This window comes from Enterococcus sp. AZ067, from assembly GCF_051715005.1.
GTDB classification, from domain to species: Bacteria; Bacillota; Bacilli; order Lactobacillales; family Enterococcaceae; genus Enterococcus_D; species Enterococcus_D casseliflavus.
The window spans coordinates 3232471-3258216 of record NZ_JBIOSY010000001.1; the positions used below are offsets into that span (position 1 = coordinate 3232471).

A 25746-nucleotide genomic window follows, 5' to 3' on the forward strand; every position below is an offset into this window, starting at 1 on the left:
CTTTATATAAATCGATTATATTATTTAGTTCCTTCGAAGTCAATTGGGTCCAGGCCACTATCCCTCGCTCTTTCTATTGAATAAAGAGTTGTCTATTTCTCAAAAATCATCGTTCATAGGTTGTAAATCTTCCGTTACTTTCCAATGATTGCTGGCTCTTTTATCCGCACAAAAAAGGTACAGCCCACAGAAAAAGGCTGTACCGTAGATAATACGTATGGACTCTTTTACACTCGAAGCTGCTACACTTCTGGGGTGTTCTCTGGTGGCGCTTCGGGGATCGGTTCTTCCTCTTCATACAAGGAGGAAACCCGCGTATACCATTCAAACACATGGGTAATGACCACTTTAGCTGCCGCATACACAGGAATCCCTAAAATGACCCCAACAAGGCCAAACAGTTTTCCTGAAGTCAAGAGGACTAACAGGATCGTGACAGGATGAATCGACAACTCGTTTCCTAGAACTAATGGCGAAATCAAGCGGCCTTCAATGGTCTGCTCAATGACAAAGACGATCAGCACTTGGATCAGTAACACGGGTCCACCGACGATTCCTAAAAAGACCGCAGGGATCATGGCCAAAAAAGATCCTAAATAAGGGATCAAATTTAGAAATCCCGCTGCAATCCCCAGTGTGATGGCATAATCTAAGCCAATGATACTAAACCCGATCATAAACATCACTGCGACCGCAAACGCCACCGTCAGTTGTCCCCGAATATAGGAGGATACTTGATCGTTCATCTCTTTTAAGACGACCAGTGATGGCTGGCGCATTTTGGTTGGCAGAAATTTAACAAAATAAGGGGCTAGTTTACGGCCATCTTTCAGTAGGTAGAACAAAATAAATGGCATGGTAATGACCGCTAAAACGATCGTTGCAACGGCGCCGAAGAAACTGCCTAGATTTTGAATCGTGCTGCGGGAAAGGTTTTGGACGATATCCGTCAAAGAAGAAATCAGCTTCTCATTCGAGGCTTCGATCTGCTCTTGGACTTGCGAGAAGATTGGATCAGAGAGAATCTCATTCACCTTATTCTCGATGATCGTCAAGTAGCCTGGCAAATTATCCGCAAAGCTCATGGATTGCTCTTGGATCTTAGGGATGATCACCACCACACCCCAGACGATCAGACCAACCACTAAAATAAAGAGACCAAAAATACTGTAGATTCGTTTGATTCCCTTGCGTTCTAAGTAGTCGACGGTGGGGTTCATCAAGTAATACAAGATCCCCGCCAAAATGATTGGCAATCCGACGATGGCTAAAAATTGCCAGACGGGTTCAAACAAATACGACACTTTCGTAAAGAGCAGCAAAATCAAGAGAATCAATAAAATGACCAGCAAGCTGGTCACTGCTTGATTGTTTAAAAACCATTTCCAAAACCAGGAATGCGGCTTTTTCTGCGTTTCTTTCATGACATTCTTTGCCTCCTAGTCGTACGTCACCTGCATGCCGACTTCTAGTTTCGGCAAAACAGTTGGCGTTAAATAAATCGCACTTGAAAGCTGATCTTCAGCCGGCACTTCGTCAAAGACAAAGGTCACATGCTGGATCGTTTGCAGGATTTGGTTTACGACCGTCCCTACATATTGGACTTGATAGGTCTGATCACCAAAAGTGATCTGGTCCCCTTTTGTGACGACTAACGCTTGCGAATCAGGAATCGTTTGAATGACTGAATATTCTCGCAGTGTGTCGGTCGCTTCTTCCCCAAAAAAGATGATCATTCTTTCTTGCGAATCGATCGCTTGTGGACCGATTTCTTTGATCGTCCCTTTTTTCATATGACAAACTCCCCTTTCTATCTTCTTGTTTATTATAACATAAAGAGTTTTTCTACCCGCCCAAAACCGCATTCTATGGTAGAATTAAATAGGAATGAAACTATTAGGAGGTTTTTTTATGTTGCAAACGATTTATTTAGGTACGTACACTCGTCGCGAAAGTAAAGGGATCTATTCGATCGCTTTAGATACGGAAAAAGGAACACTGACCGATTTGACCTTATGCGCGGAAGAAAAAAGTCCGACTTATCTTGCCCGCAGTAAAAAAGAAGCAGTTTACAGCGTCACAGAAGTAGATGGCAACGGCGGCGCAGCTGCTTATACCCCAGACTTTACCTTGCTGAATACCGCAACGGAAGAAGGCGCACCACTTTGCTATGTAGCAGTTGATGAAACCCGTCAGCTTTTATATGGTGCCAACTACCATAAAGGTGAAGTGAATGTTTATAAAATTCTAGAGGATGGCAGCATCGAAGCAACGGACAGCATCTACCATGATGAACCCGTCGGCTCTCATGAAAACCAAGACAAACCTCATGTCCACTATACTGACTTAACACCAGACCAACGTTTAGCAGTTTGTGACCTTGGAACAGACCGGGTATATACTTATGATATTTCAGAAGATGGCAAACTGACAGAAGTTTCCGTTTACGTGGCAGAAGACGGAACTGGTCCACGTCACTTGGTCTTCCATCCAACTAACCAATACGCTTACTTAGTGGGCGAATTAGACAGCTCATTGACTGTTTTACGCTACAATGAAGCAGATGGCAGTTTTGAGAAAATCCAAAAGGTGCCAACGATCCCTGCGGACTTTACGGATTTCAACAGTGGCGCTGCGGTACGTATCTCGAACGATGGCCGTTTTGTTTACAGCTCAAATCGCGGCCATAATTCAATCGCTGTTTTTGAAGTAACCGATGAAGGCGCTGGCCTGACTTTTGTTCAATCAATCTCGACTGAAGGCGACTTCCCTCGCGATTTCGATTTGGACCCGACAAACGATTATCTCGTTTGTGCCAACCAAAATTCTGATAACCTAACGTTATACAAACGCGATGAAGCCACTGGCAAATTGACTGTCTTAGAAAAAGACATCTACGCACCAGAATGTGTCTGCGTCTTATTCAAAAAATAAAGTTTTGGAGGATTCCCCCATGTTTGATAAAACACCAAAGGAACTTGTGCTCAAAGATTTTTCTAATATCTACAATAAATGTCAATCAACCTTTGAACTAGTGACGAGCCGCAAATACAATGAATCATTGGTCCTATTAACAACTGCAGAAACGTATGCGATCGCTGAAAAAGCCTATATTCGCTGCGATACTGCCAAAGAGCTGCAAACAGCGGAAGTCATTGCTTTCTTTGATGCTTTTGAGATCTATTATTTTGAATTAAAACAAGTCCTTTTTCATGATGACGATGATTTTGTTTCTTTAAAAAATCGTTTAGAAAAAATGAAAGACACTTACGAAGCATTGACAGCCTCATTTCATTTGTTATGATGAAATCAAATCAAATGTGAAAAAGGTGACGTTATGAACCAAGAACAAGTGTTGGATCGTTTACGAGAAGAATTGGCCATGCCGTTTTTCGAAGCAAAACTAGAAGACAAAGAGTATTCCGAAGAAGACTATCAACAAGTCAAAGCGGATTTGGTAAAATACTTTGATGACTATGTACGCAATGTAGAAAATTAAGAAACAGCCTGCGATGAAAGAAGCATCGCAGGCTGTTTTACTGTTATAACGTCACTAGAAAGTTTTGATTCGTCGTAGCTTCGATCTGAGGATGCTGTTTTAAATAGTCAGCAATCAGTTCCGTCATATCGACTTGAATCTCACGAACGATTTTTTCGGCAGAAAACATGGCGTAGTTGCCGCCACCTACTGCACGGTATTGGTTAATGACGATCTCTAATTCTTGATCCATCGCAATGGCTTTTTCTTCAAAGTCCAAGCGGGTGATTCGCTGACCGACGGGTTGACTAAGATCGATCGTATACTCGATGCCTTCATACATATCGTAGTTATAATATTGCGGTTTTGGCTCAATAAAAGCAGGATTGAAGACGATCTGACCGTCAACAACGGCTAAATAATCCGCCGTTTGTTCTAAAGCGGCTTTTAATTCGGCACCTGTTATTTTGACTACAGCTAACGTATTTGGGTAAATATAATTGGTGATCACATCCCGCATCGTGATAGTTGCGCCAAAGCCTTTGCCTTCATTGTTGAAAAGAGCAGTACCAGAAATTTTGGCGCCACTGGCAGCCATCTGAACACGATTGATAAATTCAATATAAGGGTGCTCTTTCAAGCGTGCCCCCATCGGATCGGTGATTCGCATATCCCCACTGACTTTGCCTAACGGCTGATCTAGCCAGGTTTGTAATTCTTCTTCGATGGGTGCTAACAAAGCTAACGTCTCTTGATCTGGGACAGCATCTGCAACAGGGATCAACGCAGCCGTACTGTTTGTGACATGAACCCCTGTCTGATTTTTTTCAACCGTCAATTCGATGGCGCCGATAAAGCTTCCACGATAACCGGGCTGTACAACGGGGACACCATTGATTTTTGTGGCGATCTCACGGTGCTGGTGTCCTGTGAAGAACGCATCGATTCCTGAGACTTCCTGCAATAATTGATAGCCCTCATTTTCACCAGTCAATAATTCGGTCGGTTCTCCAGTGACTAAATCACGCTCGAAGCCGCCATGGTAGCTGACGACAACGATATCGGCTTGCTCTCTTAAGTAAGGCACATAGTTTTTCGCTGTCTCAACGATGCTGACAAACTGCATCCCGCGAATCGTCGCAGGCTGTTCCCAATGAGGAATATATGGCGTCACCATTCCTAAGATCGCGATCTTTACCCCTTCTTTTTCAATGATGGTGTAAGCTCGGCCAAAGAATGGTTCTCCCGCTTCATTTAAAATATTCGCTGCGAGTACTGGTGTTTGGTAGCTGGCGATCGCTTCTTGCAAATAAGGCAGACCGTAGTTGAACTCATGATTGCCTAAGACATGGACATCAACGTCCAGGTGGTTGACGACAGCGGTCAATGCGGCAACGGAGTGCTGGCTTTTGGCGATGTAATAGCTTAAGGGCGAGCCTTGGATAAAGTCGCCATTTTCGATCGTTACGACCGGTCCGGTGGCTGCTTGACGTAGCTCTTTCATTTTGGTAGCAACTTTTGCCACGCCGAATCCTTGTTCCGTGTCATCGGCAAAATTGGTTGGATAGACATAGCCATGCATATCGCTCGTTTCTAAAAACGTGATTTTCATTCAAAAGACTCCTTTTCCCCTCAATAGACCAAAAGGGCATGCGCATAAGTCGAAAACCCTCGAAAGCCAGCATTTTCTGCTTCCTTGTGTCTTTAAACCTTATGGCACAAACCCTTTTGTCTTTCATTCTCAGGTGTTTCCCTGATTATACCCTATTTTGACGAAGAAATTCAGAATTATTGGTTCCAAGCATCTTCTAATTGTGGTTTCGCGTTTTCAATCAATTGATCGACATCTTGATCTGTATTAGACAAAATGTTTTCCATGATTGAACGCATTTCATTGTAAGCAGGATCAGCATTTTCAATCACTGGGATCGAGAACAACTCTTTGGTTGCATCTTCTAATTTGGCAGCGACTTTTGTTTCAGGATTGTTTTTGTATTCATCGCTTTCCAAAACAGATTCAACAACTGGCATGTAGCCGGTATCGATCGCCCATGTTTTTTGCGCTTCTGGCGAAGTTAAGTATTTCATGTATTCAAAAGCAGCGGTGCGTTGCTCTGGTGTTGCGCTGTTGAACATATACAAGTCAGTTCCTTGTTGCAAGTTGATTGGTTCTGGACGAGCTGCTACGTCATATTCAAATTTGCCTTCGGTATCTTTTTTAACAAAGCCTTCCCCTGCGATTGAGCCGACATACATTGCGATTTGCTCGTTGGCAAATGGACCAGACAAGTATTTGTCAGAACCAGCGATTCGGAAGTAGCCGTCTTTGACACCATCTAGGTAGTAGTTGATGACTTCTTTTGATTCATCGCTGTCTAATTGCAAGTCTTTGTCAAAATCAACGCCTTGATTTTTCATTGCGATGGCATAGTAGTTGTTTAATGAGTCAAAACCAGCACCTACGACTTCACCGTTTGATTTTTCATAGATTTCTTGAGAAGCTTCTTTTAATTCTTCCAGGTTTGTTGGTACGTCAATACCATACTCGTCTAACATGTCTGCATTGTAAAACAGCATTTCTGTAGATTTGTTGAAAGGAATCCCGTATTGCACGCCGTCGATTTGTGCACCATCTAAAAGGGCACTGCGGATCTCTTCTTGGTCACCCCAACCGATAGTATCATCGTTGATGTATTCGCCAAGGTCAACTAACATGTCATCTTGGGCAGCATTCCATAACCAACCAGGATATGCTTGTGTGATAGTTGGTAGATCTTTTGGTGAAGGCAAGGTTGAATTCACCTTTGCTTGCAAATCAGGATAGCTTGATTGGTTTTGCAATTCGATCTTGATGTTTGGATTTTCGTCCATGAATTGCTCGGTCAATTTCGTCAATGATTCTTCTTGCGCACCATTCATTGCATGCCAAAAGGTGACAGTCGTATCTTCGCTTAGTTCTGTAACGATTTCATCACTTTCGGTAGAACCAGATGAATCGTTGTTGTTTCCACAAGCCCCTAATACCAATGTCGCGGCTGCAGCTGCTGCAAATGCAAGTTTCTTTGTTTTCATTTTTTCCTCTCCTCTATCACTCTAAAATAATTTTTTCACCGCGTTGCGGCAATATTCTTTCACCATACGGATTCACCAGATTTTCTGGTTTCAGCGTATGGATTGGAACCAATCGTTGGGGCTCGATCCATGCAATGATCTGATCTAAATCAGCTGGTTTCGCATGTCCCGAGTTTGGCAAACGGACAAATTCGATCTCCAGTGCTGCCAATTGATCCAAAAAGACTTGATAAGCTGGATCAAAATCGCCTAACGGCTGCGCATCACTGTGAATATACAAACCACCCGTCTGCAAGTTTTCAAAATGCGCGACTGCTTGCCAAAGGTACTGGCTCGTGTCGGCACATAATGCCTGATAAGAAATGGCGAAGGCTGGATCGAGAGTCGCTGGTACTTGATCATCGATCGTATAGAACGGTACATCTTTATTGAAAATTTCTTTCAACAAAGCAGCTTGCGTCGCCTCTAAAACAACCGTCCGCGGCGCGGCTTCAACAAGCGCCATAAAGCGCTCGACATTGGCTGGATAGCCATTGAAAGTAATTTGTCGTTGGGGATTTTCTTTGACCAAACGCACGAAGGTCTCGATCAATTCTGTTTCACTTTCCACTGTGATCGCTTTGGGGTCCGGTTCTCTTTCTGGAAAGCTGATGCTGACCCCTTCCATCATCAATAAATCCGTGTGTTTGGCTAACTGACAGAATTCTTTGGTACGCTCTGGATGATAGCCATGCAAACGCAAATCACCGGTATAAGCGATAAAATGATCTGGCGTGCGAATCAACAAAGCTGCCGCACCGTACGCATCATGATCGACTGGAATGATCTCGACTTCGATTTCCCCGACCCGAATCACATCATGGGGTTCTAAGCCGATCAATTCACGGACAAAGCTTTTTTCTTCATGAGGAACGGGCAGCAAGAAGTCCCCTTTTTGATTCAACACTTCGAGGATCGCTTTGGTTTCCTTCAAGGTGTACATAGGAATATTTGGGTCTAAAAAGTTGATCATCTTGGAATGATCCAGATGGGCGTGGGAAAGAAAAACTGCTGTTTCTTGGTATTCTTTCGTTTCGCTTCCTTGGTACGTGTAATCTAAGCGTGGATCGTAGACATTTTTCAGTTCTGGTATCCAGCGATGCGCAACTAACGTTTGTAATTCTTCATCTGGTAAGGGTGTTTCTGGATGATACTCCGAACCGAAGTCAAAAAAGATATGGGCATCTTTGTACGCAACTTCGATGACGGTCCCTCCAATCGTTAAGATCCCGCTATGAAAGGTAATCGTCGTTTTATCCTTTGATGCCATCTTTAGCCACTCCTTTGATAATTTCTTTTCTAAAGATCAAGTAAATGATCAGAATTGGAATGACGGTCAAGGTCGCTGCCGCCATTTGTAAATGAACGTCACTGCCGCTTTCTGTGGTAAAGGCAGCCAATCCATTATTTAAGAGACGGTATTTTTTCTCATTCGTCACTAACAACGGCCATAAGAAAGAATTCCAGCTAGAGATGAACGTCAGAATCCCGACTGTCACCAAGGCTGGTTTAGACATGGGGATCAAAATTCGGCGGATATAAGCTAGGTCGCTGGCACCGTCAATTTTGGCTGCCTTATAAAAGGTATTAGAAATACTTTGTAAATAACCGTTTAAATAATAGATGTAAAAAATACTGGTCAGAAACGGAATGATCAAGGCACTATACGTATTCAATAAGCCCATTCGAGCAATCGTATTGTAATTGGTAAAGATGATGGATTCATATGGAACCATCAGTAAGGAGATCATCAAACCAATCACGAGACGCTTGTATTTGAATTCAAGGCTCGTTAATGCAAAAGCAGCTAAAATTGCCGTGATCAGCGTCGCTATGGTAGTGACCGCTGAAACAAAGACCGTATTGAAGAAGTAGCGTAAAAACGGTGCTCGGGTAAAGACTTCCCCGTAGTTGCTCCACTGGAAAGACTCTGGCATGATCGTCGGTGGAATACTGGTTGCTTCACTGTAGGTCATTAGACCAGCTAAAATCATATAGACAAAGGGAAACAGCGTGATCACTGCTAAAATTGCTAAAAACAGCATCGAAACAATCGTGACAATTTTTTTCATTCGTTTATTCGCCCACTTTCTTCAAAAGTTTATTTTGGATAAAGGTGACGAGCAAAATAATGATGAACAAGATCACGGTTGCCGCCATTGCAATCCCCGGACGTCCGGCGATATGGAATTTGTCATAAATATAAAAGACTGCCGTGGTTGCACTGCGGGCGATCCCTGGCTGTCCGCCAAACAAGGCATATACTTGAGTATAGACTTTAAAGGCACTGATCAGATTGACCGTTAACAAGAAGGCAAAAGTCGGGATCAACTGCGGAAAGGTGATTTTCCGAAAAATCTCGCCATCGGTGGCGCCAAACATTTTTGCGATTTTGTAGTGTTCTTTGTCGATGTTGCGCATTCCTGCCAACAAGATAATAATGTTGAAGGCGAGGCTCGTCCAAACGCCAAAGATGATCAAGGTCGTCATACTCATATTGACGTTATCTAGCCAGTTAACTGGCGCAATGCCGACAAGACCTAGCAGATAATTAATGATCCCGTAAGAGCCGTTGAAAAAGTAACGAAACACGATCCCGATCGCAATCGTACTTGTGACATAGGGCATAAAGAAGATCGTTTCAAAAAAACTTTTGTATTTGACTTTTTCAAAAATGATCCACGCGATCGCTAATGAGAGGACCAGCGAGATCGGCACGACCGCAAAAGCAAACAGCGCTGTGTTTTGCAGTGCTCGAGAGAATACGGGGTCCGTTAAAACCCTTTGATAGTTCTCAAGCCCAGCATACTGTTGGTTAATCAAGGTTCCTTTTTGGAAACTCATGATGAAAGAACGAAACAGCGGATACACACTGAATAAGAAAATAATGACCAATGAAGGCAGTAAAAACAGCCACGCCTTTGGTTGATTCTCAGGGTTATAATTTTTTTTGAACATTAGTAGACCCGCTCTCCTTTTTCATCAAAGATAAAGGCTTTTTTGTAATGAAAATCAAATGACACTTGCGCGCCTTCTTCAATGATCTCTTCAATACTAACGATCGATTTCATATGTTTTGCAGCAAGATCAAAGTTCAAGATTCGTTCTCGTCCGATCAGCTCCACACTCTTGATTTCTGTTTGGAACAACCCCATTTGTAAGGTGGTCAGCACATCTTCTGGACGAATACCTAACGTATATTGGCCGTCTGTCAATGGTTTCTTGAAGCGAATGTCGGTAAAGCGGTCAACTGGGATCGTGAATGCTGGATGGATCATTTGTCCCTCTTTGACTTCTACTGGCAAGATGTTGATGATTGGATTACCAATGAATTTCGCTACGAAAAGATTGTTTGGTTCTAAGTAAAGGTTTTGCGGATCATCATTTTGTTGAATGATCCCTTCATTCATCAAAATAATCTTATCACTGATAGAAAGAGCTTCTTCTTGGTCATGAGTCACGAAGATCGTAGTGATTCCTACTTCTTTGACTAACCGACGGATCTCTTCACGGATCTTCAAGCGCAAACGGGCATCTAAGTTACTTAATGGTTCATCCAGTAGTAAGACTTCTGGACTTTGCACCAAGGCACGCGTGATCGCTACCCGTTGCTGCTGTCCGCCAGAAAGGGTTCCTGGTTTTTTCTGACTTAACTCTTCAATATTGGTCAGTTTCATGAACTTTTCAGCAATTTTCTGTGCTTCGTTTTTCTTGATCTTTTTCTCTCCGACTGTCAGTGGAAACATGACATTTTCTAAAACAGTCATATGGGGATAAAGGGCATAATTCTGAAAAACAAACCCGATATTGCGGTCTTTTGGCTCGGTCTTAACAACGGAAGAACCATTAAAGCGGATATCACCATCGGTGGGACTCAACAACCCCGCGATCAAATTCAATATCGTCGATTTCCCACAACCACTTGGTCCCAACAAACAAACCAAATCGCCTTTTTCTATTGTAAAATCTACTGCTTTCAAGGCTTCAAACTTATTATCGAAAACCTTCTTCAACCCGACTACTTCTATCAAAACTGCCCCTCCATTTTCTCTTTTTCCTCCGAATAGTTGACTGGCATTTCAAGTCACAAAAAAAACGAACTCTTGATGTTTCGGTCAAACGCTCAAAGAAATTCGATTTTAATCATAACAAACGAATGTTTTTATTCGATACCATTATTGTAAATGTTTTGTAAAAATCATTGGGAATTATGAAAGAATTTTTAATTAATTTACCTTTTAATGAGAAAACAATGAGCCAAACAACGCAGTTTCTAGCCAGTAAACACGAACATTTTAACGTTTTTAGAAAATTTTCATGAAAAACGGGTAAAAATTATCAATCCTTTAGTATCCATTGATGTTAACACTATTTTTACGCGACTTTTTGTCCAAAAGCACCTTTAGTAATTGTTTACTAAGACCATCAGTATTTCTTCTTTTAAAATAACAAAAAAAGGATGATTATTTAAAAAACAATCATCCTTTTTCATTCTATCCTTCGCCTCAGTCACCCGTCAGCGTCAGCAATTTCGTTGAAACTTGCTCAAGAAAATAACGGTCGTGTTCAATGATTAGCATAGAAGGCTCCACCAAATGGATCACTTCCTCTAATTGCTTCTGATTGAAGACGTCCAAATAATTTAGCGGTTCATCCCAGATAAACAATTCTGCTGGTGTCGCTAATGATTTGGCTAGTTCCACGCGTTTACGCTGCCCCATGCTCATTTGCTGGATCGGCGTTTGAAAGACAGCTCTTTCCAAGCCAAGCTTTTTTAAGTTATTTAGCAGATCTTGATAATTCAAGCCATGCTCTTGGGCAAATTCTGTCAGCATCCCACAGTTGTCCTCGTAGTTTTGTCGGACATAACTGATGGTGATCCCATGGGCTGTTTTGATCGTCCCTGTCTGCTGTCCATCGAAAGTACCTAAAATACTCGCAATCAAACTGGACTTGCCAGATCCGTTGGCCCCTTGAATCCCCAAGCGCTCTTTTTGACGGATCGCAAACGTCAGCGGTTTAAACAAAGGCTTCTCATAGCCGAGCTGAAAATGCTCTGCTTCCAGCAACACATCATGATGGCTAACAAGCGGAGTCATTTTCAGAGGATCAATCCACTCAATGTCTTTTAACAACGCAGACTTGTCTTGAATTTGATCTTCCATCCGTTTAACGATCGCTTTCGAGCGCTTCATGGTCCGTGCCGCTCGGGCACCGATCGCCCCCGTATCATAGATTGCCCCGCTGCCTTTTTTGGTCGGCGACCCTAATTTGTCCCGTTCGCGTCCTCGGGACCACTCCGCTTTCTCGGCTGCCGTCTGCTTCAAACGACCGATTTCTTTTTTCAACTTGCTGTTTTGTTCTTGCTCATACGCATCTTTTTGCTGCTTTTGCAGCTCATAGACTGAATAATTCCCTTTGTACAACACCAAGCGGCTTTTTTCGATCGCCAACACATGATCGACGACTTCATCGACAAACTGTCGATCATGGCTCACAACGATAAACCCGGTTTTTTGCTGCAAATAGCGGGCAACATGTTCGCGAGCGGTCACATCCAAATGGTTGGTTGGTTCATCGATCAAAGGGAAATTCTCTTCATCAACGAACAACCGCGCCAACAGGACTTTCGTTTGCTCGCCGCCAGATAAAGTGGCAAAGGGCCGCCAAAGAACTTCTGGATCAAGCTGCAGCAGGTTCAATTCCCGTTCCAAACGCCACTGCTCAAATTCGCCAGATTCCTGTAAAACAAAAAGCGTCAGTTGCTTATCGTCAGCGACAGGTAAGGGAAAATAAACGAATTGCTGCTCATGGGTGATCGAGCCACTATAAGGCAATTCATTGAGCAGCAGACGCAGCAAGGTCGTTTTGCCGCGACCATTTCTGCCAATCAACCCTAATTTCCATTGTGTATCAAGGTTCAAGTTGGCATCCTCAAAAAGCAACCGTTCCTGGCTGTCAAAGCCAAAAGTTAAATGATTAATACTGATATTCGACATAAATATACCTCGTCTCTATTCACGGAATAGAGTAGACCTAAAGCTATTTTCAGAATCAGTTTTTAGAGGCACACAAAAAGATCCCCCATCGAAAAAGTCAACCAATCCTGAAAATCTGCAGACTATCCCCTTGGAGGAACAGTTTCATGCAGCTTTCAACAAATTGGTTAATTTTTCAATGGAGGATCCCTCATTTCGTTTAATAGTACCCTAAGTATAGCATTGATCGGCAAAAAAGCGCAAGTTCAGTACCCCCTGCTGCTTTCCTTTATATTTTATTCACAAACTAAACCCGTTATTGCTGGAAACGTTTCATTAAAAAACACTTAAAACACAAAAAAACCATCAGGTTGGTTAGTCCTGATGGCAAAAGGAGTAAAATGAAAAATAAAAAGGTTGTTGGTTGTGAATTCATTATACCTCCGATAAAAAAACTTTACATGTGAAAAACATAACAGTTAAATTAAATAACTCTTGTTTAACTTGAATGTTTATCATTTTTTTAACAATAAAGCCGTCATCCGTTGAATGGCAAAAGAAATTTCGTCGGTTGCTTCATCTTGCTTGGCTTCTGCCGCATCAAAGGCTTCTTGGTCGATTTTGTTATCGAGACTCAAAATCATCTCATCACAGCCAGCAACATATTTCATATACGCCCGTTCGAATTTTTTATGGATCCCCATCACATTCGCTGGGGGACGCAATTTGCTGATTTTTTCCAGCATCAAGCGGTATTTGTCCGTGCCTTCTTTAAAAATTCTGGTAATCTCAGCTAGCCGCTCAGGTGTTACCTCGGCTTCTTTCTTCTCGTCGATCGCTTTGCGGATCTCTTCATAATTGGGATTCATTTTCTCCCCGATCGCTTCTGTTTCTTTGACAAGATCGTTGATTGTTTGTACATAAAAACCTAAGTTTGGTCGCACAGTGGGTCCCCTACTTTCTTTGTTATTATCTCCTATTTTACCGTTTCTTACTGCAAATGAAAAGGTCAAGTAACAGCCGCAGGGTTTATCGAAAATAAGCCAGCAAAAAAAGGCCTGCTGCCTAGGGAGAAGGACAGCAGACCATTGATTGTTTTTCCGTTTATTTTTGGCTTATTTGCGTCCCATTGCTCGTTGGATCGCTTTGACGATCTCAACGACTGGAATGATCGCAAAGGAGGCGCCTAAAACGATGCCCCATTGATACAAGTCAAGGTGTGCAACACGGAAGATATCATTTAATCCTGGCACGATGAAGATCACCAGCATCAACGCAAAGGACAACAGGATCGCCCAATTGAAGGCTTTGTTTCTAAATGCCCCTACTTTAAAGAGCGACTGATGGATCGATTTGACGTTGAAGGCATGGAACAACTGCATCAATCCTAACGTGGCAAAGGCCATCGTTAAGGCATCGGCATGGATCGCATCGTACGTATTGTGAACGGGCCATTGGATCGCTGACCAATAAACGAACAGCACGGTTGCCGCTTCTAAGATCCCTTGGTAGATGATACTGCTCATCACACCACCAGAGAAGAAGTTGGAACTGCGTCCCCGCGGTGCATGTTTCATTAGATCTTTTTCAGCAGGCTCCATTCCTAAAGCAATTGCTGGGAATGTATCCGTTACTAGGTTGATCCAAAGCAAGTGGATCGGCAATAGCGAGTCCCAACCCCACAAGGTTGCTAAGAACAAGGTCAAAACTTCCCCTAGGTTAGCGGCTAGCAAGTATTGAATCGCTTTTTGAATATTGGAGAAGACTTTTCGTCCTTCTTCCACTGCTACGACGATCGTAGCGAAGTTGTCATCTGCTAGGACCATATCGGAAGCACCTTTAGAAACTTCGGTACCTGTGATCCCCATGCCGACACCAATATCGGCTTGCTTCAGTGACGGTGCATCGTTGACCCCGTCACCAGTCATGGCAACGACTTTGCCTTCTTGTTGCCAAGCTTTGACGATCCGAACTTTATGTTCAGGTGATACCCGTGCATAGACTGAGTAGTTCGCTACCTTTTGGGCAAACTCTTCTTCGCTCATTTTATTGAGTTCAGCGCCAGTCAAGACGGCATCATCATCGCCCGGTTTGATGATCCCTAAACGTCCCGCAATGGCTTCAGCTGTATCGCGGTGGTCTCCGGTGATCATGATTGGACGAATCCCAGCTTCTTTGGCTAAACGTACCGCATCGGCTGCTTCTGCCCGTTCTGGGTCGATCATTCCGACTAAGCCAGCAAAGACCAAATCATTTTCGACGATTTCTGATTCTAAGTTTTCTGGTACTTGGTCTACATATTTGTAGGCCATCCCCAATACCCGCAGTGCTTGTTTTGCCATATCGGTATTGTTGAATAAGATTTTTTCTTTTTCTTCATTGGTCATCGGCAGCTCTTGGCCGTCCAGTAGTACTTTTGAGGTTCTGCCTAGCAAGACATCTGGTGCGCCTTTGACAGCAACTAAATAGCGACCGTCTTCTTGTTGGTGGATCGTACTCATAAGTTTTCGGTCAGAATCAAATGGCAGATCTGCTACCCGTGGTTCTTGATTGACAAGATCTCGCACATGGAATCCTTGATCCATCCCGAATTGCACCAATGCGGTCTCAGTCGGATCACCGATCAAGTTGCCTTCTTCACCAAATTTTGTATCATTGGCAAAGTTCATGACTTTTAATGCCATGTTGTCTAACGGAATATCTTCTGAAGCAGCATGTTGCTTGTCATTGACATACAATTTTTCCACGGTCATTTGATTCAACGTCAACGTACCAGTTTTATCAGAAGCGATAATATCGGTTGCCCCAAGGGTTTCAACCGCTGGCAATTTACGGATCACTGCATTTCGTTTCGCCATTACTTGCGTACCTAAGGCTAAGATGATCGTTACGATCGCTGGCAGCCCTTCTGGGATCGCCGCTACTGCTAATGAGATCGAAGTCAATAGCATGTCGACCCATGACGTATTGTTAAAGATCGTTCCAACAAAGAACATGATCACTGCAATGATAATGATGGCGATCGTCAGGAATTTTCCTAGTTCATTTAAGTTACGCTTCAATGGTGTTTCGGTTTCTTGGGCGCTAGCCAGCATGCCAGCGATTTTCCCAACTTCAGTTCCCATCCCTGTATTGACCACGACCCCCTTGCCGCGGCCATAGGTCACATTACTGTTTGAATATGCCATATTGACGCGATCGCCGATCCCGACATCCGTCCCTTCGATGACGGTCAATTCTTTTTCGACTGGTACGGACTCACCGGTCAAAGCAGCTTCTTCAATTTTTAAAGAACTTGCTTCTAAAAGGCGTAAATCTGCCGGTACGACATCGCCAGCTTCTAATAGAACAATATCCCCCGGCACCAATTCATCGCTCTTGATGGTGACGGTATGACCATTACGCAACACATTGGCATTTGGTGTAGACATTTCTCTTAGTGCTTCGATCGCCTGCTCCGCCTTCGCCTCTTGAACGACACCCATGATCGCGTTGATAATGACAACTGCTAAAATAATAATTGAGTCCACGACTTCATGGGAAACGACTGCTGAGATAATCGCCGCCGCTAGCAAAACGATGATCATCAAATCTTTAAATTGTTCAAAGAATTTTTGTACCATCGATTTCTTTTTGCCTTCTTCTAATTCGTTGGGACCATACTCAGATAAGCGTTTTTGTGCTTCATCGTTCGTTAATCCATTGGCATCTGTTTGCATTTCTTCCAGAACATGCTGCGCTTCTTGCGCATAAAACGCCTGCGATAGCTGTTCCTTTTTGTTTTCTTCTGACATGTTTCTCCTCCTTTTATATTTACTCTTCCTTTATTGTACATGATATGAAAAAAAATAGACTTATGTATGCACTGTCTAAGCATACATAAGTCTCACTGTTTAAGACAGCACCAGAAATTTCTTTCAGGATGGTGATACTGCCGCAGATGAAATCCGCCAATTACTCCCTCATGTTCATGTCAATAACCTACATTATACAAAAACTTTTCAGGTCTGGCAATTTTATTTTTGCTGAAACTAGCAGAAGGATTTCTCCTAAGAATCAGGCGATGATCGAGCCGTTTGGCATGCCTTTTGGTGCTTCCACGATTTGCAGACGACCGTCATTGTCTTCTGCTGAAAGGATCATTCCTTGGCTGACTTGTCCCCGCATTTTCCGCGGTTTCAAGTTAGCAACGATCACGACTTTTTTACCGATCAAATCTTGCGGTTCTGGATAAAATTCAGCGATCCCCGATAAAATTTGACGATCTTGATCATCTCCCGCAGCTAAGCGGAATTGCAGCAGCTTGTCGGCGCCTTTGACTTTTTGACAGTCAACGACTTCTGCCACTTTTAATTCGATCTTGTCGAAGTCTTCGTATTTGATCTCGGCTTTTTCGGATTGCAATGTGGTTTCTTCTGGATTCCATTTGACTGTTTCTTCTGGACTTTGCGTCCCTTCAGCCATTTTCTTTTGGATGTAGGCTACTTCTGTTTCAAGTTCCAAACGTGGGAAAATCGGTGTGCCTTTGGCAACGACTTTCGTGCCGCTTGGAAATTCACCAAAGCGTAAATCTTTCAGATCCATGGCAACAGAAGCCAATCCTAATTGTTGGAAAATATTGGCTGGTGTTTCTGTCATCACCGGTTGCAATAAGATCGCAACGATGCGTAAGCTTTCCGCTAAATGAACCATTACACTGTTTAATTCCGCACGCTTTTCTTCTTCTTTGGCTAACACCCATGGTTGAGTTTCGTCAATGTATTTGTTGGCACGGGAGATCAACGTCCATACTTCTGACAATGCCGTACTGAATTCCATTTTATCCATGGCTTCATGGTAACGACCAACAACATTGGCAGCAGTCGTTGACAGCTCGCTATCAAAAGGCGTCACTTTTGAGGCATAATCTGGCACTAAGCCATCACAATATTTATTGATCATAGCGATCGTCCGATTCAACAGGTTGCCTAAGTCATTAGCTAGATCGTAGTTCAAACGAGAAACGAAATCTTCTGGTGTAAACACACCATCGCTGCCAAAAGGAACCGCCCGTAAGAGATAATAACGCAACGCATCTAAGCTGTAGCGCTCCACTAACATTTCTGGATAAACGACATTGCCTTTAGATTTCGACATCTTGCCGTCTTTCATCATCAACCAGCCATGGCCAAAGATTTTTTTCGGCAATGGCAAGTCTAATGCCATCAGCATGATTGGCCAATAGATCGTATGGAAACGCACGATTTCTTTCCCAACCATATGCACGTCAGCTGGCCAGTATTTTTGGAATAAGGAATCGTCGTCTGAGCCATAGCCTAATGCCGTAATATAGTTGGATAACGCATCGATCCACACATACACCACGTGTTCAGGACTAGCAGTGACTGGGATGCCCCATTTAAAGGTCGTTCTGGAAACAGCCAGGTCTTCTAAGCCTGGTTTGATGAAATTATTCAGCATTTCATTTTTACGTGATTCTGGTTGAATGAACTCGGGGTGCTCATCATAGTATTCAACCAAACGATCGGCATATTTGCTCATGCGGAAGAAATAAGAAGATTCCTTCACCAATTCTACCTCATGACCGCTTGGCGCTTTACCGCCGATGACTTTGCCTTCTTCATCTCGGTAAACTTCTGCTAATTGCGTTTCAGTAAAGTATTCTTCATCAGAAACGGAATACCACCCTTCATATTCACCAAGATAGATATCTCCTTGATCAAGCAATTGCTGGAAGATTTTTTGAACGGCTTTTTTATGGTAATCATCCGTTGTGCGGATAAATTTATCGTAACTGATGTCTAGTGTGTTCCATAGTTTCTTGACGTCAGCTGCCATTTTGTCGACGTATTCTTGCGGATCTACGCCAAGTTCTTCTGCTTTTTTCTCGATTTTTTGACCGTGCTCATCGACACCCGTCAAATAAAAGACATCAAAGCCCATCAATCGTTTGTATCGTGCTACCGCATCACAAGCGATCGTCGTGTAAGAATTCCCGATATGCAGCTTGCCGCTTGGATAATAAATTGGCGTCGTAATATAGAATGTTTCTTTTTCAGCCATGGACGCAAGTCCTCCTTTTCACTAGTAAAGTGTATACTTAGGTAGTATACAGTTCGCAACCCAAAAATGCTATAATTTTAATCAAAAAAGCGGATAACCTAAGACCTTTTTCCATGGTCTACAAGGAACAAAGGAATCGTTTTGGTCCTTAACACGCAGCAAATAAACCAGCAGATTTGAGCATTTCTTTTCTACTAGTTATCATAGCGCAGATAGCCGTTCACTTCAATGTTCTAGGGGAAGAATCTGATCCTGACAACGAATCTCTTAGGAAATAAAGGTGTTTTATCTCTCTTTGATTAACAGGTGCTTCTTTTGCTATAATGAGGAAGACTTCACTTATAGAAAGGAACGCTATGACTCGAAAAAACAAACAGCATTTTTTGCTTTTAACTGTGCTTTCTGTGGGACACTTGCTTTTTTCAACCACAAGTTACCCCTTTTTGTTTGCGTACTTCAATAGCCATGATTATGCTGCGCTCTTTGCAACAGCGATGGCAGTCCTCCGTGTGCTTTTTTTGCTCTGGATCGCTCTTTGGGGCTATTCAGCACTCAAAGAACACCCGCCGTCTTCTTGGCTTTATCTCGCATTATTTTTCCTTAATTTGATCGTTCCTTATTTTTTCCGTTAAGGAAAACCGTCGCGTTCAGCTACTTACTTTATCTAAGGCAGGAGAAACCAATGAAAGAATTTACCTCAAAATCAGCTGAAAAACACTACTATGAAAAAGAAGCGTCAGAAGCAGAGTTTCTTACATGGTATCAGGCGCAAGATCAGCCGAAATACGAGAAACCTTCCGTAACCGTCGATATGGTTTTGATGTGTTACAACAAAGAAGAAGAACAATTAAAAATTGCGCTGATCCAAAGAAAGGGCCACCCTTTCCGTAATTCTTGGGCATTGCCGGGAGGCTTCGTCAATCCCAATGAATCGACGGGGCAAAGTGTGATCCGTGAGACGCAAGAAGAGATCGGGGTCACCATCTCCAAGCAAAACATCGAACAGCTGCATACCTTCAGCACCCCAGATCGCGATCCTCGCGGTTGGGTGATCACCGTCAGCTATTTGGCTTTTATCGGTGAAGAACCCTTAAGTGCCGGTGACGATGCGAACCAAGTACGCTGGTTCTCTCTAGAAAGAAAAGCCAATCAAATTTATTTGACCAGCGGTGAGATCGAGATCATTCTTGACCTAGTGACTGGCGCCTCTGTTGGAAAAGATACGTTGGCTTTTGACCACAGCGCGATCATTCTCAAAGCTTTCAAACGGGTTGCCAACAAGATGGAACACGAGCCACAAGTGCTGCTCGTGTTAGGCAAAGACTTTACGATCACGGAAGCCCGTAAAGTATTCGCCAAGTTTTTAGGGATCGATTTTAAAATGATCGATCATTCCAACTTTAAAAAATCCATGCTCCAATATTTTACGGAAGTTGGCGAAAAGCCCGTCGGCATCGGGCGTCCCTCAAAGATCTATCGCTTAAATGACGCATTTTTAGGTGACAAAATGTAAAAAAATACAACCCCCTGTCAGACCGTAGTTTGGCAGGGGGTTGCTGGTTAATCATAATTAGTGAACGTGGTTCCTAGAAACAAAAATCAGAAAGATTTTTTCTATACCCTAGGCGATCCCTGGCGTTCCTTCCAGTTCAAGCGACTCAGCTGCTCATTTCGCCTGAGAGCCGTTCTAGCTTCTGTTGGTCCTGCGTATCCAACGTGACAAAACGCAGTTCTTTGCCGTACCACTGCGCTTTGTACTGGATTTTGCGAACGAATTGATGCCAATCACTGATGCTGTAATGACCAGCTTTTAAAACCGTATCTTCTGCGATTTGTTCCAAATAGATCGTATCGTACTGTTTTACGAGATGGTAGCTGACTTGATCGATGAATTCCCGCTTTTGACAGCAGTGAAAACGATAAAGGCGAGCGACCTTTCCTTTTAGCTTCTGATAATTTCGCGCCTGGGTCAAAAGGATTTTCTTCCGTTTGACCGCCGTCGCTTTCACCTGAAGTTTGCGTTCTGCTCGCGTCAGCTTTTGCTTCGTTTGGATGGCATGCTCACAGGTGATGGGTATCGGCTGGTTGGCTTTGACCAACTGCTGCGGATCATAAACAACAGCGACAGAGGCTTGCTGCTTCGGCAATTGCGGGATCTCTTCCAAACAAAGGATCGAGATGTAAAACTCTTCGTTGTTTTTTGCTGAGATCGTTGCCGATTTGATCTTCCCTTTGATCGCCCGATGCTTTTTTACGGGAACCAATGTTTTAAGCTTTGGCAGCTTGATTTGATCGTCTTTAAAATAAATGGTGTGCTGCTGATTATTGGTGGTATACGATTGCCAGATACTTTTTTTGGTTTTCATTTTTGGAAAGCCAGCCCGCTTTTGAAAGTAATTTCGAAACGCTCGGTCCAGATTCCGTTGTGCATTCGCCAATGCCAAACTATCGGTCTCCTTCAAAAAAGGATACTCCTTTTTTAGTTTGGCTGGCGTCAACCCTTGCTTTGCTTCATTGTTGGCCAGCTCCTCCATCTTTGCCTCCAGCAGTTGATTGTACGTAAAACGTACACAGCCGAAGGTTTCGATGAAAAACTGTTTTTGCTGTCCATTAGGATAGATCCGAAATTTGTATGCTTTTAAAACACCCAGTTTCATCTCCTCCTAACACTCCCTATACCTTTGACGCTAGTTCCCCTTTTTTTGTGCTAACTTTTCTTGATAGATCTTGGCTTCTTTTTTCGTGGCATAAACGAAATGTCCTGGTGCGATCTCTTCCATTGCTCGTTCTTGGTTATCGTTTGGTTCGCTGACGTATTTGATCCGTTTGCGTTGACGCTCATGGTCAGGATCTGGCAGCGGAATCGCTGATAAAAGACTTTCAGTATACGGATGGACCCCGTAATGATAGATTTCATCGCTGGTGCCTACTTCTAGCAGTTTGCCGTTGTGCATCACGCCGATCCGATCGCTGATGTGTTTGACCATCGATAAATCATGGGCGATAAACAAGTACGTCAATTTATGTTCTTCTTGCAGATCTTGCAGCAAGTTGACGACTTGGGCTTGGATCGAAACATCCAATGCCGAGATTGGTTCATCACAGATGATGAATTTTGGATCGACGGCTAACGCGCGGGCGATCCCGATCCGCTGACGTTGTCCACCTGAAAATTCATGAGGATAACGGGTCCCGTGACTTGGGTTTAGTCCGACGGTTCGCAAAAGTTCATCCACCCGATCATTGCGTTCTTTTTCATTTTCGGCTAGTCCGTTGATATCGATCCCTTCGGCAATAATGTCCCGAACTTTCATCCGTGGATTCAAGGAAGCATAAGGATCTTGGAAGACCATTTGAACTTCTCGACGAAAATCAGCCAGTGGTTTCTTGCCTTTGATTTTCATAACATCTTGTCCATCAAAAAGAACTTCGCCTCCGGTAGGGTTATTCAAACGAATCACCGTCCGTCCAGTCGTCGATTTTCCGCTTCCGGATTCACCGACTAGACCAAAGGTTTCTCCTTCATAGATTTGGAAGGAGATATCATCGACGGCTTTGACTTCGTCTTTGCGGCCAACGTTAAAATATTGTTTGAGATTCTTTACTTCAAGTAAAACTTTTTCCAACCGTTTCTCCTCCTTTAGACAGATGCCTGAGTATTTTTTTCTTGGAATTTTTTCCAGCGAATCAAGATCTCATCCGGCGGAGTCACTTTCGGTGCTTGTGGCGCTAACAGCCAAGTGGCCGCTTTATGCGTCGGTGAGACGTCAAAGAATGGCGGTTGCTGTTCAGCATCGATCTGCAAGGCAAACTCGTTCCGTGGATAAAAAGCATCACCTGTTGGCGGATCTAACAAATCTGGAGGTGAACCAGGAATCGCGTACAAGCGATCGCCTGTTCCTTCTAACGTCGGCATCGAACCTAACAAGCCCCAAGTGTATGGATGTTGTGGGTTATAGAAGATCTCTTCTGCGGTCCCCACTTCGACGATTTTCCCACCGTACATCACGGCCACCCGATCCGCCACATTGGCAACGACCCCTAAGTCATGGGTAATGAAGACGATGGACGAATTGATTTTCTTCTGGATATCTTTTAATAACTCTAAGATTTGTGCTTGGATCGTTACATCCAATGCAGTCGTTGGTTCATCTGCAATCAAGATCTGCGGGTAACAGATCAACGCGATCGCAATGACGATCCGCTGCCGTTGACCACCAGAAAATTGATGCGGATAATTTTTCAAGCGTTTCTCAGCATTCGGGATGCCGACAAGGTTCAATAGTTCCAACGCTTGTCGCAAGCCTTCTTTTTTACTGATTTTGTTGTGCTTCATCAATGATTCTGCCACTTGCTTGCCAATCGGCATCGTTGGGTCCAATGAAGTCATTGGATCTTGGAAAATCATGGCGATTTCCTTGCCACGGATTTTTTGCAGTTCTTTTTCGGATTTTTTCAAAATGTCCGTCCCATTGAAGAGGATCTGGCCATTATCGACATTGGCATTGCTGGCTAACAACCCCATGATACTGCGGGTCGTCACGGACTTGCCGCTCCCAGATTCGCCCACGATCGCCAAGGTTTCTCCTTTGTATAGATCGAAACTGACATCGCGGATCGCTTGGACTTTCCCAGCAAAGGTGTCAAAAGAAATTTCTAAGTTTTTCACTTCTAAGACTTTTTTCATAGCAATCACTCTTTCATTTTCGGATCAAAGGCATCACGCAAACCGTCTGCCAGCAAGTTGAACCCAATCATAATCACAGACAAGGTCACAGCTGGTACCCACATTTGGTAAGGCAGGAACAAGAAGGTTTTGTAGCCATCGCTTAGTAACATCCCTAAAGATGCTGAAGGTGGTTTTAATCCTAGCCCAATAAAGCTTAGGAAGGCCTCGAAGAAAATCGCCGAGGGGATACTGAACATCATTTGTACGATGATCACGCTGGAAATATTCGGTAATACGTGTTTCATCGCAATCTTGAGGCGACTTTCACCCAGCGTCGTTGCGGCTAAAACGAATTCTTGATCTTTTAGTTTCATCGTTTGGGCCCGTACGATCCGCGCCATTGGAATCCAGTTAGTGATCGCCATTGCTGCCACGATCGAGAAGATCCCAGGTTCAAAAACCACCAACATCAAGATCATTACCACTAAGTTTGGAATACCAGATAAGATTTCTAGAAAACGTTGCATCACATTATCGATCCGTCCACCTAAAAGACCAGAGATCAGGCCATAGGTTACACCAAAGATAATGTCAAGCATTGCCGCGATAAACGCGATCAACAAGGAAATACGTGTTCCTACAAATAGACGACTCAATAGGTCACGACCCAAGCCATCCGTTCCTAAAAGGAAATACGTCCCGTCAGGAACATTGGCAGCTGCATACTTATCTACTAGCTCGCCTCCCACCATCGCATAGCCGTTTAAGCCATTGATGTTGATACCAGGAATTTTCGGCGGCAGATTTGTAAAGGTTACATTTTGCGCGGTTGGATCATGCGGCGAGACAAAAATCGTAATGATTGAGATCGCGATAATGATCAGCAACAAAATGATTGAGAAAACAGCGGCTTTGTTCTTTTTCAGACGACGCCATGAATCTTGGAAAAACGTTAATGAAGGGGTTGCGATCGCTTCACGCTCTTCATTGGTATTTTTTTGTAACGGTTGAAATTTGGCTGCATCGATGGCAGCAACATCATTTGCTGTGTAAGGTTTCTCTGCCATTAGCCACGACTCCCTTCTGAAACTCGGATCCGCGGATCAACGATTCCATATAAAATATCAACAACAAGAATAACAAAGACCAACATCGCGGAATAAAGAATTGTTACCGCCATGATCGTTGGATAGTCATTGGTCATGATTGATTTTACGAACTGTTCACCGATACCTGGGATCGCAAAAATATTTTCTACGACAAGAGAACCCGTCATCAAACCGACAGCTAGCGGTCCTAACAGCGTCAATAACGGAATCAAACTATTCCGCAAACCATGCTTGAAGGCAATTTCCCAGCGGCTCAACCCTTTTGCTCGTGCCAACTCGACATAATCACTATGCAGCACTTCCACCATCTCGGTTCGAATAAACCTGGCGGAATCCGCTAACGGCGACATCGCCAAGGCGACGGTCGGTAGGATCGTGCTGGCAAAAGTCTCCCACTTAGCAATCGGTAAGATCCCTAGTTTGATGGCAAAAATGTATTGCAGCAACACGGCAAAGACAAAGTTAGGGATCGAACGTCCTAAGATCGCCACTAAGGTAGACGTTGTATCGATCCAAGTATTTTGTTTCATCGCAGAGATCGTTCCTAAAATGATCCCAAAGAACGTACCAAAGATGATCGCTTGTAGCCCTAGTTGCAGTGAAGGTCCGATTCTTCCTGATAATAAATTCGCTACTGGCTGGTTTTTAAATTGGAAAGAGATCCCAAAGTCACCTTTTAGTAAATTGGTCAAATAAAGCCAATATTGGGTAATGATCGGTTTGTCCAATCCTGCTTGCTCATTTAGCAAGGCAATTTGTTCTGGACTTAATTTTTCAGCATTCGTATATGGTGTTCCTGGCAAAAATTGCATCAAGAAAAAGGTGATCGTGGCAATCAGCCATAATGTTAAGACCATGTAGAACACTCGTTTCAATAAATATTTCAAAAAGCTGTTCACGCAGTTTCCCCCTTAAGTATTTTGACTTCTATTCAATAATTATGTAAATTAACATAGTACGAATCATTAAAAAGGAGTCAGATCATGAAAATAAAAAAAAGTAGTGGGCTCATACCCCTCCTATGCCTCGCAATTTCTGGCGGATGGTTAGCCATAAAAAATGAATTTTCCATAGCAGCTCTTTCAGATGCCCTTTTCTTGTGGGCGCTGTTCTTTTTGATCATTGGCGGTTTTTTATGGGTATTTGCTTCTGGTTTCTTTGACCATTTTCAATACTCTATGAAGAAAGCTTTTTCCAAAAATAAAACAGATTATCTGAAATTATCCCAAGTCGGCAAACAGAGCTACGCCTTTTGGTTATGGCCTGGTGTCTTCTTGTTATTCCTTTCATTGCTCTTTTTAATGATTGCTACTAGTTAATTTCATTCTTATAGTTTTA

General features: G+C 43.3%; 23 protein-coding genes. 6 read left to right on the plus strand and 17 right to left on the minus strand.

Features of this window, described 5'->3' with window-relative positions:
• Positions 1–242: 242 nt before the first annotated feature.
• Positions 243–1424 (minus strand): AI-2E family transporter, encoded by a 1182-nt coding sequence (locus IGI82_RS15310; protein WP_115232822.1) that lies wholly within the window; start codon positions 1422–1424, stop codon positions 243–245.
• A 15-nt stretch (positions 1425–1439) separates the two neighbouring features.
• Entirely contained in the window at positions 1440–1793 is a 354-nt protein-coding gene (locus IGI82_RS15315; protein ID WP_005228025.1) for a PTS glucitol/sorbitol transporter subunit IIA, read from the minus strand.
• A gap of 118 nt (positions 1794–1911) precedes the next feature.
• On the opposite strand from IGI82_RS15315, the gene IGI82_RS15320 reads away from it, so the two are divergent.
• The 3 genes from IGI82_RS15320 to IGI82_RS15330 are packed head-to-tail and all read left to right on the plus strand — an operon-like array spanning position 1912 to position 3499.
• Positions 1912–2934: a lactonase family protein gene (locus IGI82_RS15320; protein ID WP_087628030.1), complete on the plus strand. Its 1023-nt coding sequence runs from the start codon at positions 1912–1914 to the stop codon at positions 2932–2934.
• A 19-nt stretch (positions 2935–2953) separates the two neighbouring features.
• A complete protein-coding gene (locus IGI82_RS15325) occupies positions 2954–3304 on the plus strand; it encodes a hypothetical protein (RefSeq protein ID WP_005233740.1) in 351 nt (116 codons plus the stop codon).
• Positions 3305–3337: 33 nt separating this feature from the next.
• Complete coding sequence (locus IGI82_RS15330; protein ID WP_005228019.1) at positions 3338–3499, plus strand: hypothetical protein; 162 nt, start codon at positions 3338–3340, stop codon at positions 3497–3499.
• A 43-nt stretch (positions 3500–3542) separates the two neighbouring features.
• Here IGI82_RS15330 and IGI82_RS15335 read toward each other — a convergent pair whose 3' ends face one another.
• From IGI82_RS15335 to metG, 10 genes are all read right to left on the minus strand, one after another.
• A complete protein-coding gene (locus tag IGI82_RS15335; protein WP_438842449.1) occupies positions 3543–5090 on the minus strand; it encodes a bifunctional metallophosphatase/5'-nucleotidase in 1548 nt (515 codons plus the stop codon).
• Between the two features lie 176 nt (positions 5091–5266).
• On the minus strand, positions 5267–6550 hold the full coding sequence (locus IGI82_RS15340) for an ABC transporter substrate-binding protein (protein ID WP_016609876.1): 1284 nt from the start codon (positions 6548–6550) through the stop codon (positions 5267–5269).
• Between the two features lie 16 nt (positions 6551–6566).
• A complete protein-coding gene (locus IGI82_RS15345; RefSeq protein WP_005228016.1) occupies positions 6567–7859 on the minus strand; it encodes an MBL fold metallo-hydrolase in 1293 nt (430 codons plus the stop codon).
• Positions 7843–8661 carry a carbohydrate ABC transporter permease gene (locus IGI82_RS15350; RefSeq protein WP_005228015.1) on the minus strand — a complete coding sequence of 273 codons (819 nt, stop codon included), beginning with the start codon at positions 8659–8661 and terminating at the stop codon, positions 7843–7845. The genes IGI82_RS15345 and IGI82_RS15350 overlap by 17 nt, the downstream gene beginning before the upstream one ends.
• Before the next feature lie 4 nt (positions 8662–8665).
• A complete protein-coding gene (locus IGI82_RS15355; protein ID WP_438842450.1) occupies positions 8666–9547 on the minus strand; it encodes a carbohydrate ABC transporter permease in 882 nt (293 codons plus the stop codon).
• Positions 9547–10620: an ABC transporter ATP-binding protein gene (locus IGI82_RS15360; RefSeq protein ID WP_438842451.1), complete on the minus strand. Its 1074-nt coding sequence runs from the start codon at positions 10618–10620 to the stop codon at positions 9547–9549. The genes IGI82_RS15355 and IGI82_RS15360 overlap by 1 nt, the downstream gene beginning before the upstream one ends.
• A 474-nt stretch (positions 10621–11094) precedes the next feature.
• The gene (abc-f, locus tag IGI82_RS15365; RefSeq protein WP_086337849.1) at positions 11095–12588 is read right to left on the minus strand and encodes a ribosomal protection-like ABC-F family protein; all 1494 of its coding nucleotides are present in this window, start codon (positions 12586–12588) and stop codon (positions 11095–11097) included.
• A 494-nt stretch (positions 12589–13082) separates the two neighbouring features.
• Positions 13083–13511 carry a hypothetical protein gene (locus IGI82_RS15370; RefSeq protein WP_005228008.1) on the minus strand — a complete coding sequence of 143 codons (429 nt, stop codon included), beginning with the start codon at positions 13509–13511 and terminating at the stop codon, positions 13083–13085.
• Between the two features lie 171 nt (positions 13512–13682).
• Positions 13683–16361 (minus strand): cation-translocating P-type ATPase, encoded by a 2679-nt coding sequence (locus IGI82_RS15375; protein WP_005228006.1) that lies wholly within the window; start codon positions 16359–16361, stop codon positions 13683–13685.
• 262 nt (positions 16362–16623) lie between these two features.
• Positions 16624–18630 (minus strand): methionine--tRNA ligase, encoded by a 2007-nt coding sequence (gene metG, locus IGI82_RS15380; RefSeq protein ID WP_005228005.1) that lies wholly within the window; start codon positions 18628–18630, stop codon positions 16624–16626.
• Between the two features lie 356 nt (positions 18631–18986).
• Between metG and IGI82_RS15385 the strand changes: the two genes are divergently transcribed.
• Together IGI82_RS15385 and IGI82_RS15390 are read left to right on the plus strand one after the other, a co-directional pair.
• On the plus strand, positions 18987–19262 hold the full coding sequence (locus IGI82_RS15385; protein WP_005228003.1) for a hypothetical protein: 276 nt from the start codon (positions 18987–18989) through the stop codon (positions 19260–19262).
• A gap of 50 nt (positions 19263–19312) precedes the next feature.
• Complete coding sequence (locus IGI82_RS15390) at positions 19313–20143, plus strand: NUDIX domain-containing protein (protein ID WP_005228002.1); 831 nt, start codon at positions 19313–19315, stop codon at positions 20141–20143.
• Positions 20144–20288: 145 nt separating this feature from the next.
• Here IGI82_RS15390 and IGI82_RS15395 read toward each other — a convergent pair whose 3' ends face one another.
• Genes IGI82_RS15395 through opp3b form a run of 5 tightly spaced genes read right to left on the minus strand, consistent with a single transcriptional unit; the run spans position 20289 to position 25307 of the window.
• Entirely contained in the window at positions 20289–21287 is a 999-nt protein-coding gene (locus IGI82_RS15395; protein WP_438842452.1) for an RNA-guided endonuclease TnpB family protein, read from the minus strand.
• 30 nt (positions 21288–21317) lie between these two features.
• Positions 21318–22256 carry an ABC transporter ATP-binding protein gene (locus IGI82_RS15400; protein ID WP_438842453.1) on the minus strand — a complete coding sequence of 313 codons (939 nt, stop codon included), beginning with the start codon at positions 22254–22256 and terminating at the stop codon, positions 21318–21320.
• A 14-nt stretch (positions 22257–22270) separates the two neighbouring features.
• Complete coding sequence (locus IGI82_RS15405; RefSeq protein ID WP_216593164.1) at positions 22271–23323, minus strand: ABC transporter ATP-binding protein; 1053 nt, start codon at positions 23321–23323, stop codon at positions 22271–22273.
• Positions 23323–24366 carry an ABC transporter permease gene (locus tag IGI82_RS15410; protein ID WP_005227994.1) on the minus strand — a complete coding sequence of 348 codons (1044 nt, stop codon included), beginning with the start codon at positions 24364–24366 and terminating at the stop codon, positions 23323–23325. Before IGI82_RS15410 ends, IGI82_RS15405 begins: the two co-directional genes overlap by 1 nt.
• A complete protein-coding gene (gene opp3b / locus IGI82_RS15415; RefSeq protein WP_005227991.1) occupies positions 24366–25307 on the minus strand; it encodes an oligopeptide ABC transporter permease in 942 nt (313 codons plus the stop codon). The genes IGI82_RS15410 and opp3b overlap by 1 nt, the downstream gene beginning before the upstream one ends.
• Positions 25308–25391: 84 nt before the next feature.
• Between opp3b and IGI82_RS15420 the strand changes: the two genes are divergently transcribed.
• Positions 25392–25727, plus strand: a complete 336-nt coding sequence (locus IGI82_RS15420) for a DUF3899 domain-containing protein (RefSeq protein WP_005227990.1) — start codon at positions 25392–25394, stop codon at positions 25725–25727.
• Positions 25728–25746 lie beyond the last annotated feature (19 nt).

What these genes read in the sequence shown, in the direction of transcription:
- IGI82_RS15350 (WP_005228015.1), bottom strand. Translation starts at nt 8,661, where the DNA reads ATGAAAAAAATTGTCACGATTGTTTCGATGCTGTTTTTAGCAATTTTA.
- IGI82_RS15355 (WP_438842450.1), bottom strand. Translation starts at nt 9,547, where the DNA reads ATGTTCAAAAAAAATTATAACCCTGAGAATCAACCAAAGGCGTGGCTG.
- IGI82_RS15320 (WP_087628030.1), top strand. Translation starts at nt 1,912, where the DNA reads ATGTTGCAAACGATTTATTTAGGTACGTACACTCGTCGCGAAAGTAAA.
- IGI82_RS15310 (WP_115232822.1), bottom strand. Translation starts at nt 1,424, where the DNA reads ATGAAAGAAACGCAGAAAAAGCCGCATTCCTGGTTTTGGAAATGGTTT.
- IGI82_RS15315 (WP_005228025.1), bottom strand. Translation starts at nt 1,793, where the DNA reads ATGAAAAAAGGGACGATCAAAGAAATCGGTCCACAAGCGATCGATTCG.
- IGI82_RS15340 (WP_016609876.1), bottom strand. Translation starts at nt 6,550, where the DNA reads ATGAAAACAAAGAAACTTGCATTTGCAGCAGCTGCAGCCGCGACATTG.
- IGI82_RS15345 (WP_005228016.1), bottom strand. Translation starts at nt 7,859, where the DNA reads ATGGCATCAAAGGATAAAACGACGATTACCTTTCATAGCGGGATCTTA.
- IGI82_RS15325 (WP_005233740.1), top strand. Translation starts at nt 2,954, where the DNA reads ATGTTTGATAAAACACCAAAGGAACTTGTGCTCAAAGATTTTTCTAAT.
- IGI82_RS15385 (WP_005228003.1), top strand. Translation starts at nt 18,987, where the DNA reads ATGACTCGAAAAAACAAACAGCATTTTTTGCTTTTAACTGTGCTTTCT.
- IGI82_RS15410 (WP_005227994.1), bottom strand. Translation starts at nt 24,366, where the DNA reads ATGGCAGAGAAACCTTACACAGCAAATGATGTTGCTGCCATCGATGCA.
- IGI82_RS15375 (WP_005228006.1), bottom strand. Translation starts at nt 16,361, where the DNA reads ATGTCAGAAGAAAACAAAAAGGAACAGCTATCGCAGGCGTTTTATGCG.
- IGI82_RS15330 (WP_005228019.1), top strand. Translation starts at nt 3,338, where the DNA reads ATGAACCAAGAACAAGTGTTGGATCGTTTACGAGAAGAATTGGCCATG.
- IGI82_RS15395 (WP_438842452.1), bottom strand. Translation starts at nt 21,287, where the DNA reads ATGAAACTGGGTGTTTTAAAAGCATACAAATTTCGGATCTATCCTAAT.
- IGI82_RS15335 (WP_438842449.1), bottom strand. Translation starts at nt 5,090, where the DNA reads ATGAAAATCACGTTTTTAGAAACGAGCGATATGCATGGCTATGTCTAT.
- metG (WP_005228005.1), bottom strand. Translation starts at nt 18,630, where the DNA reads ATGGCTGAAAAAGAAACATTCTATATTACGACGCCAATTTATTATCCA.
- IGI82_RS15420 (WP_005227990.1), top strand. Translation starts at nt 25,392, where the DNA reads ATGAAAATAAAAAAAAGTAGTGGGCTCATACCCCTCCTATGCCTCGCA.
- IGI82_RS15390 (WP_005228002.1), top strand. Translation starts at nt 19,313, where the DNA reads ATGAAAGAATTTACCTCAAAATCAGCTGAAAAACACTACTATGAAAAA.
- abc-f (WP_086337849.1), bottom strand. Translation starts at nt 12,588, where the DNA reads ATGTCGAATATCAGTATTAATCATTTAACTTTTGGCTTTGACAGCCAG.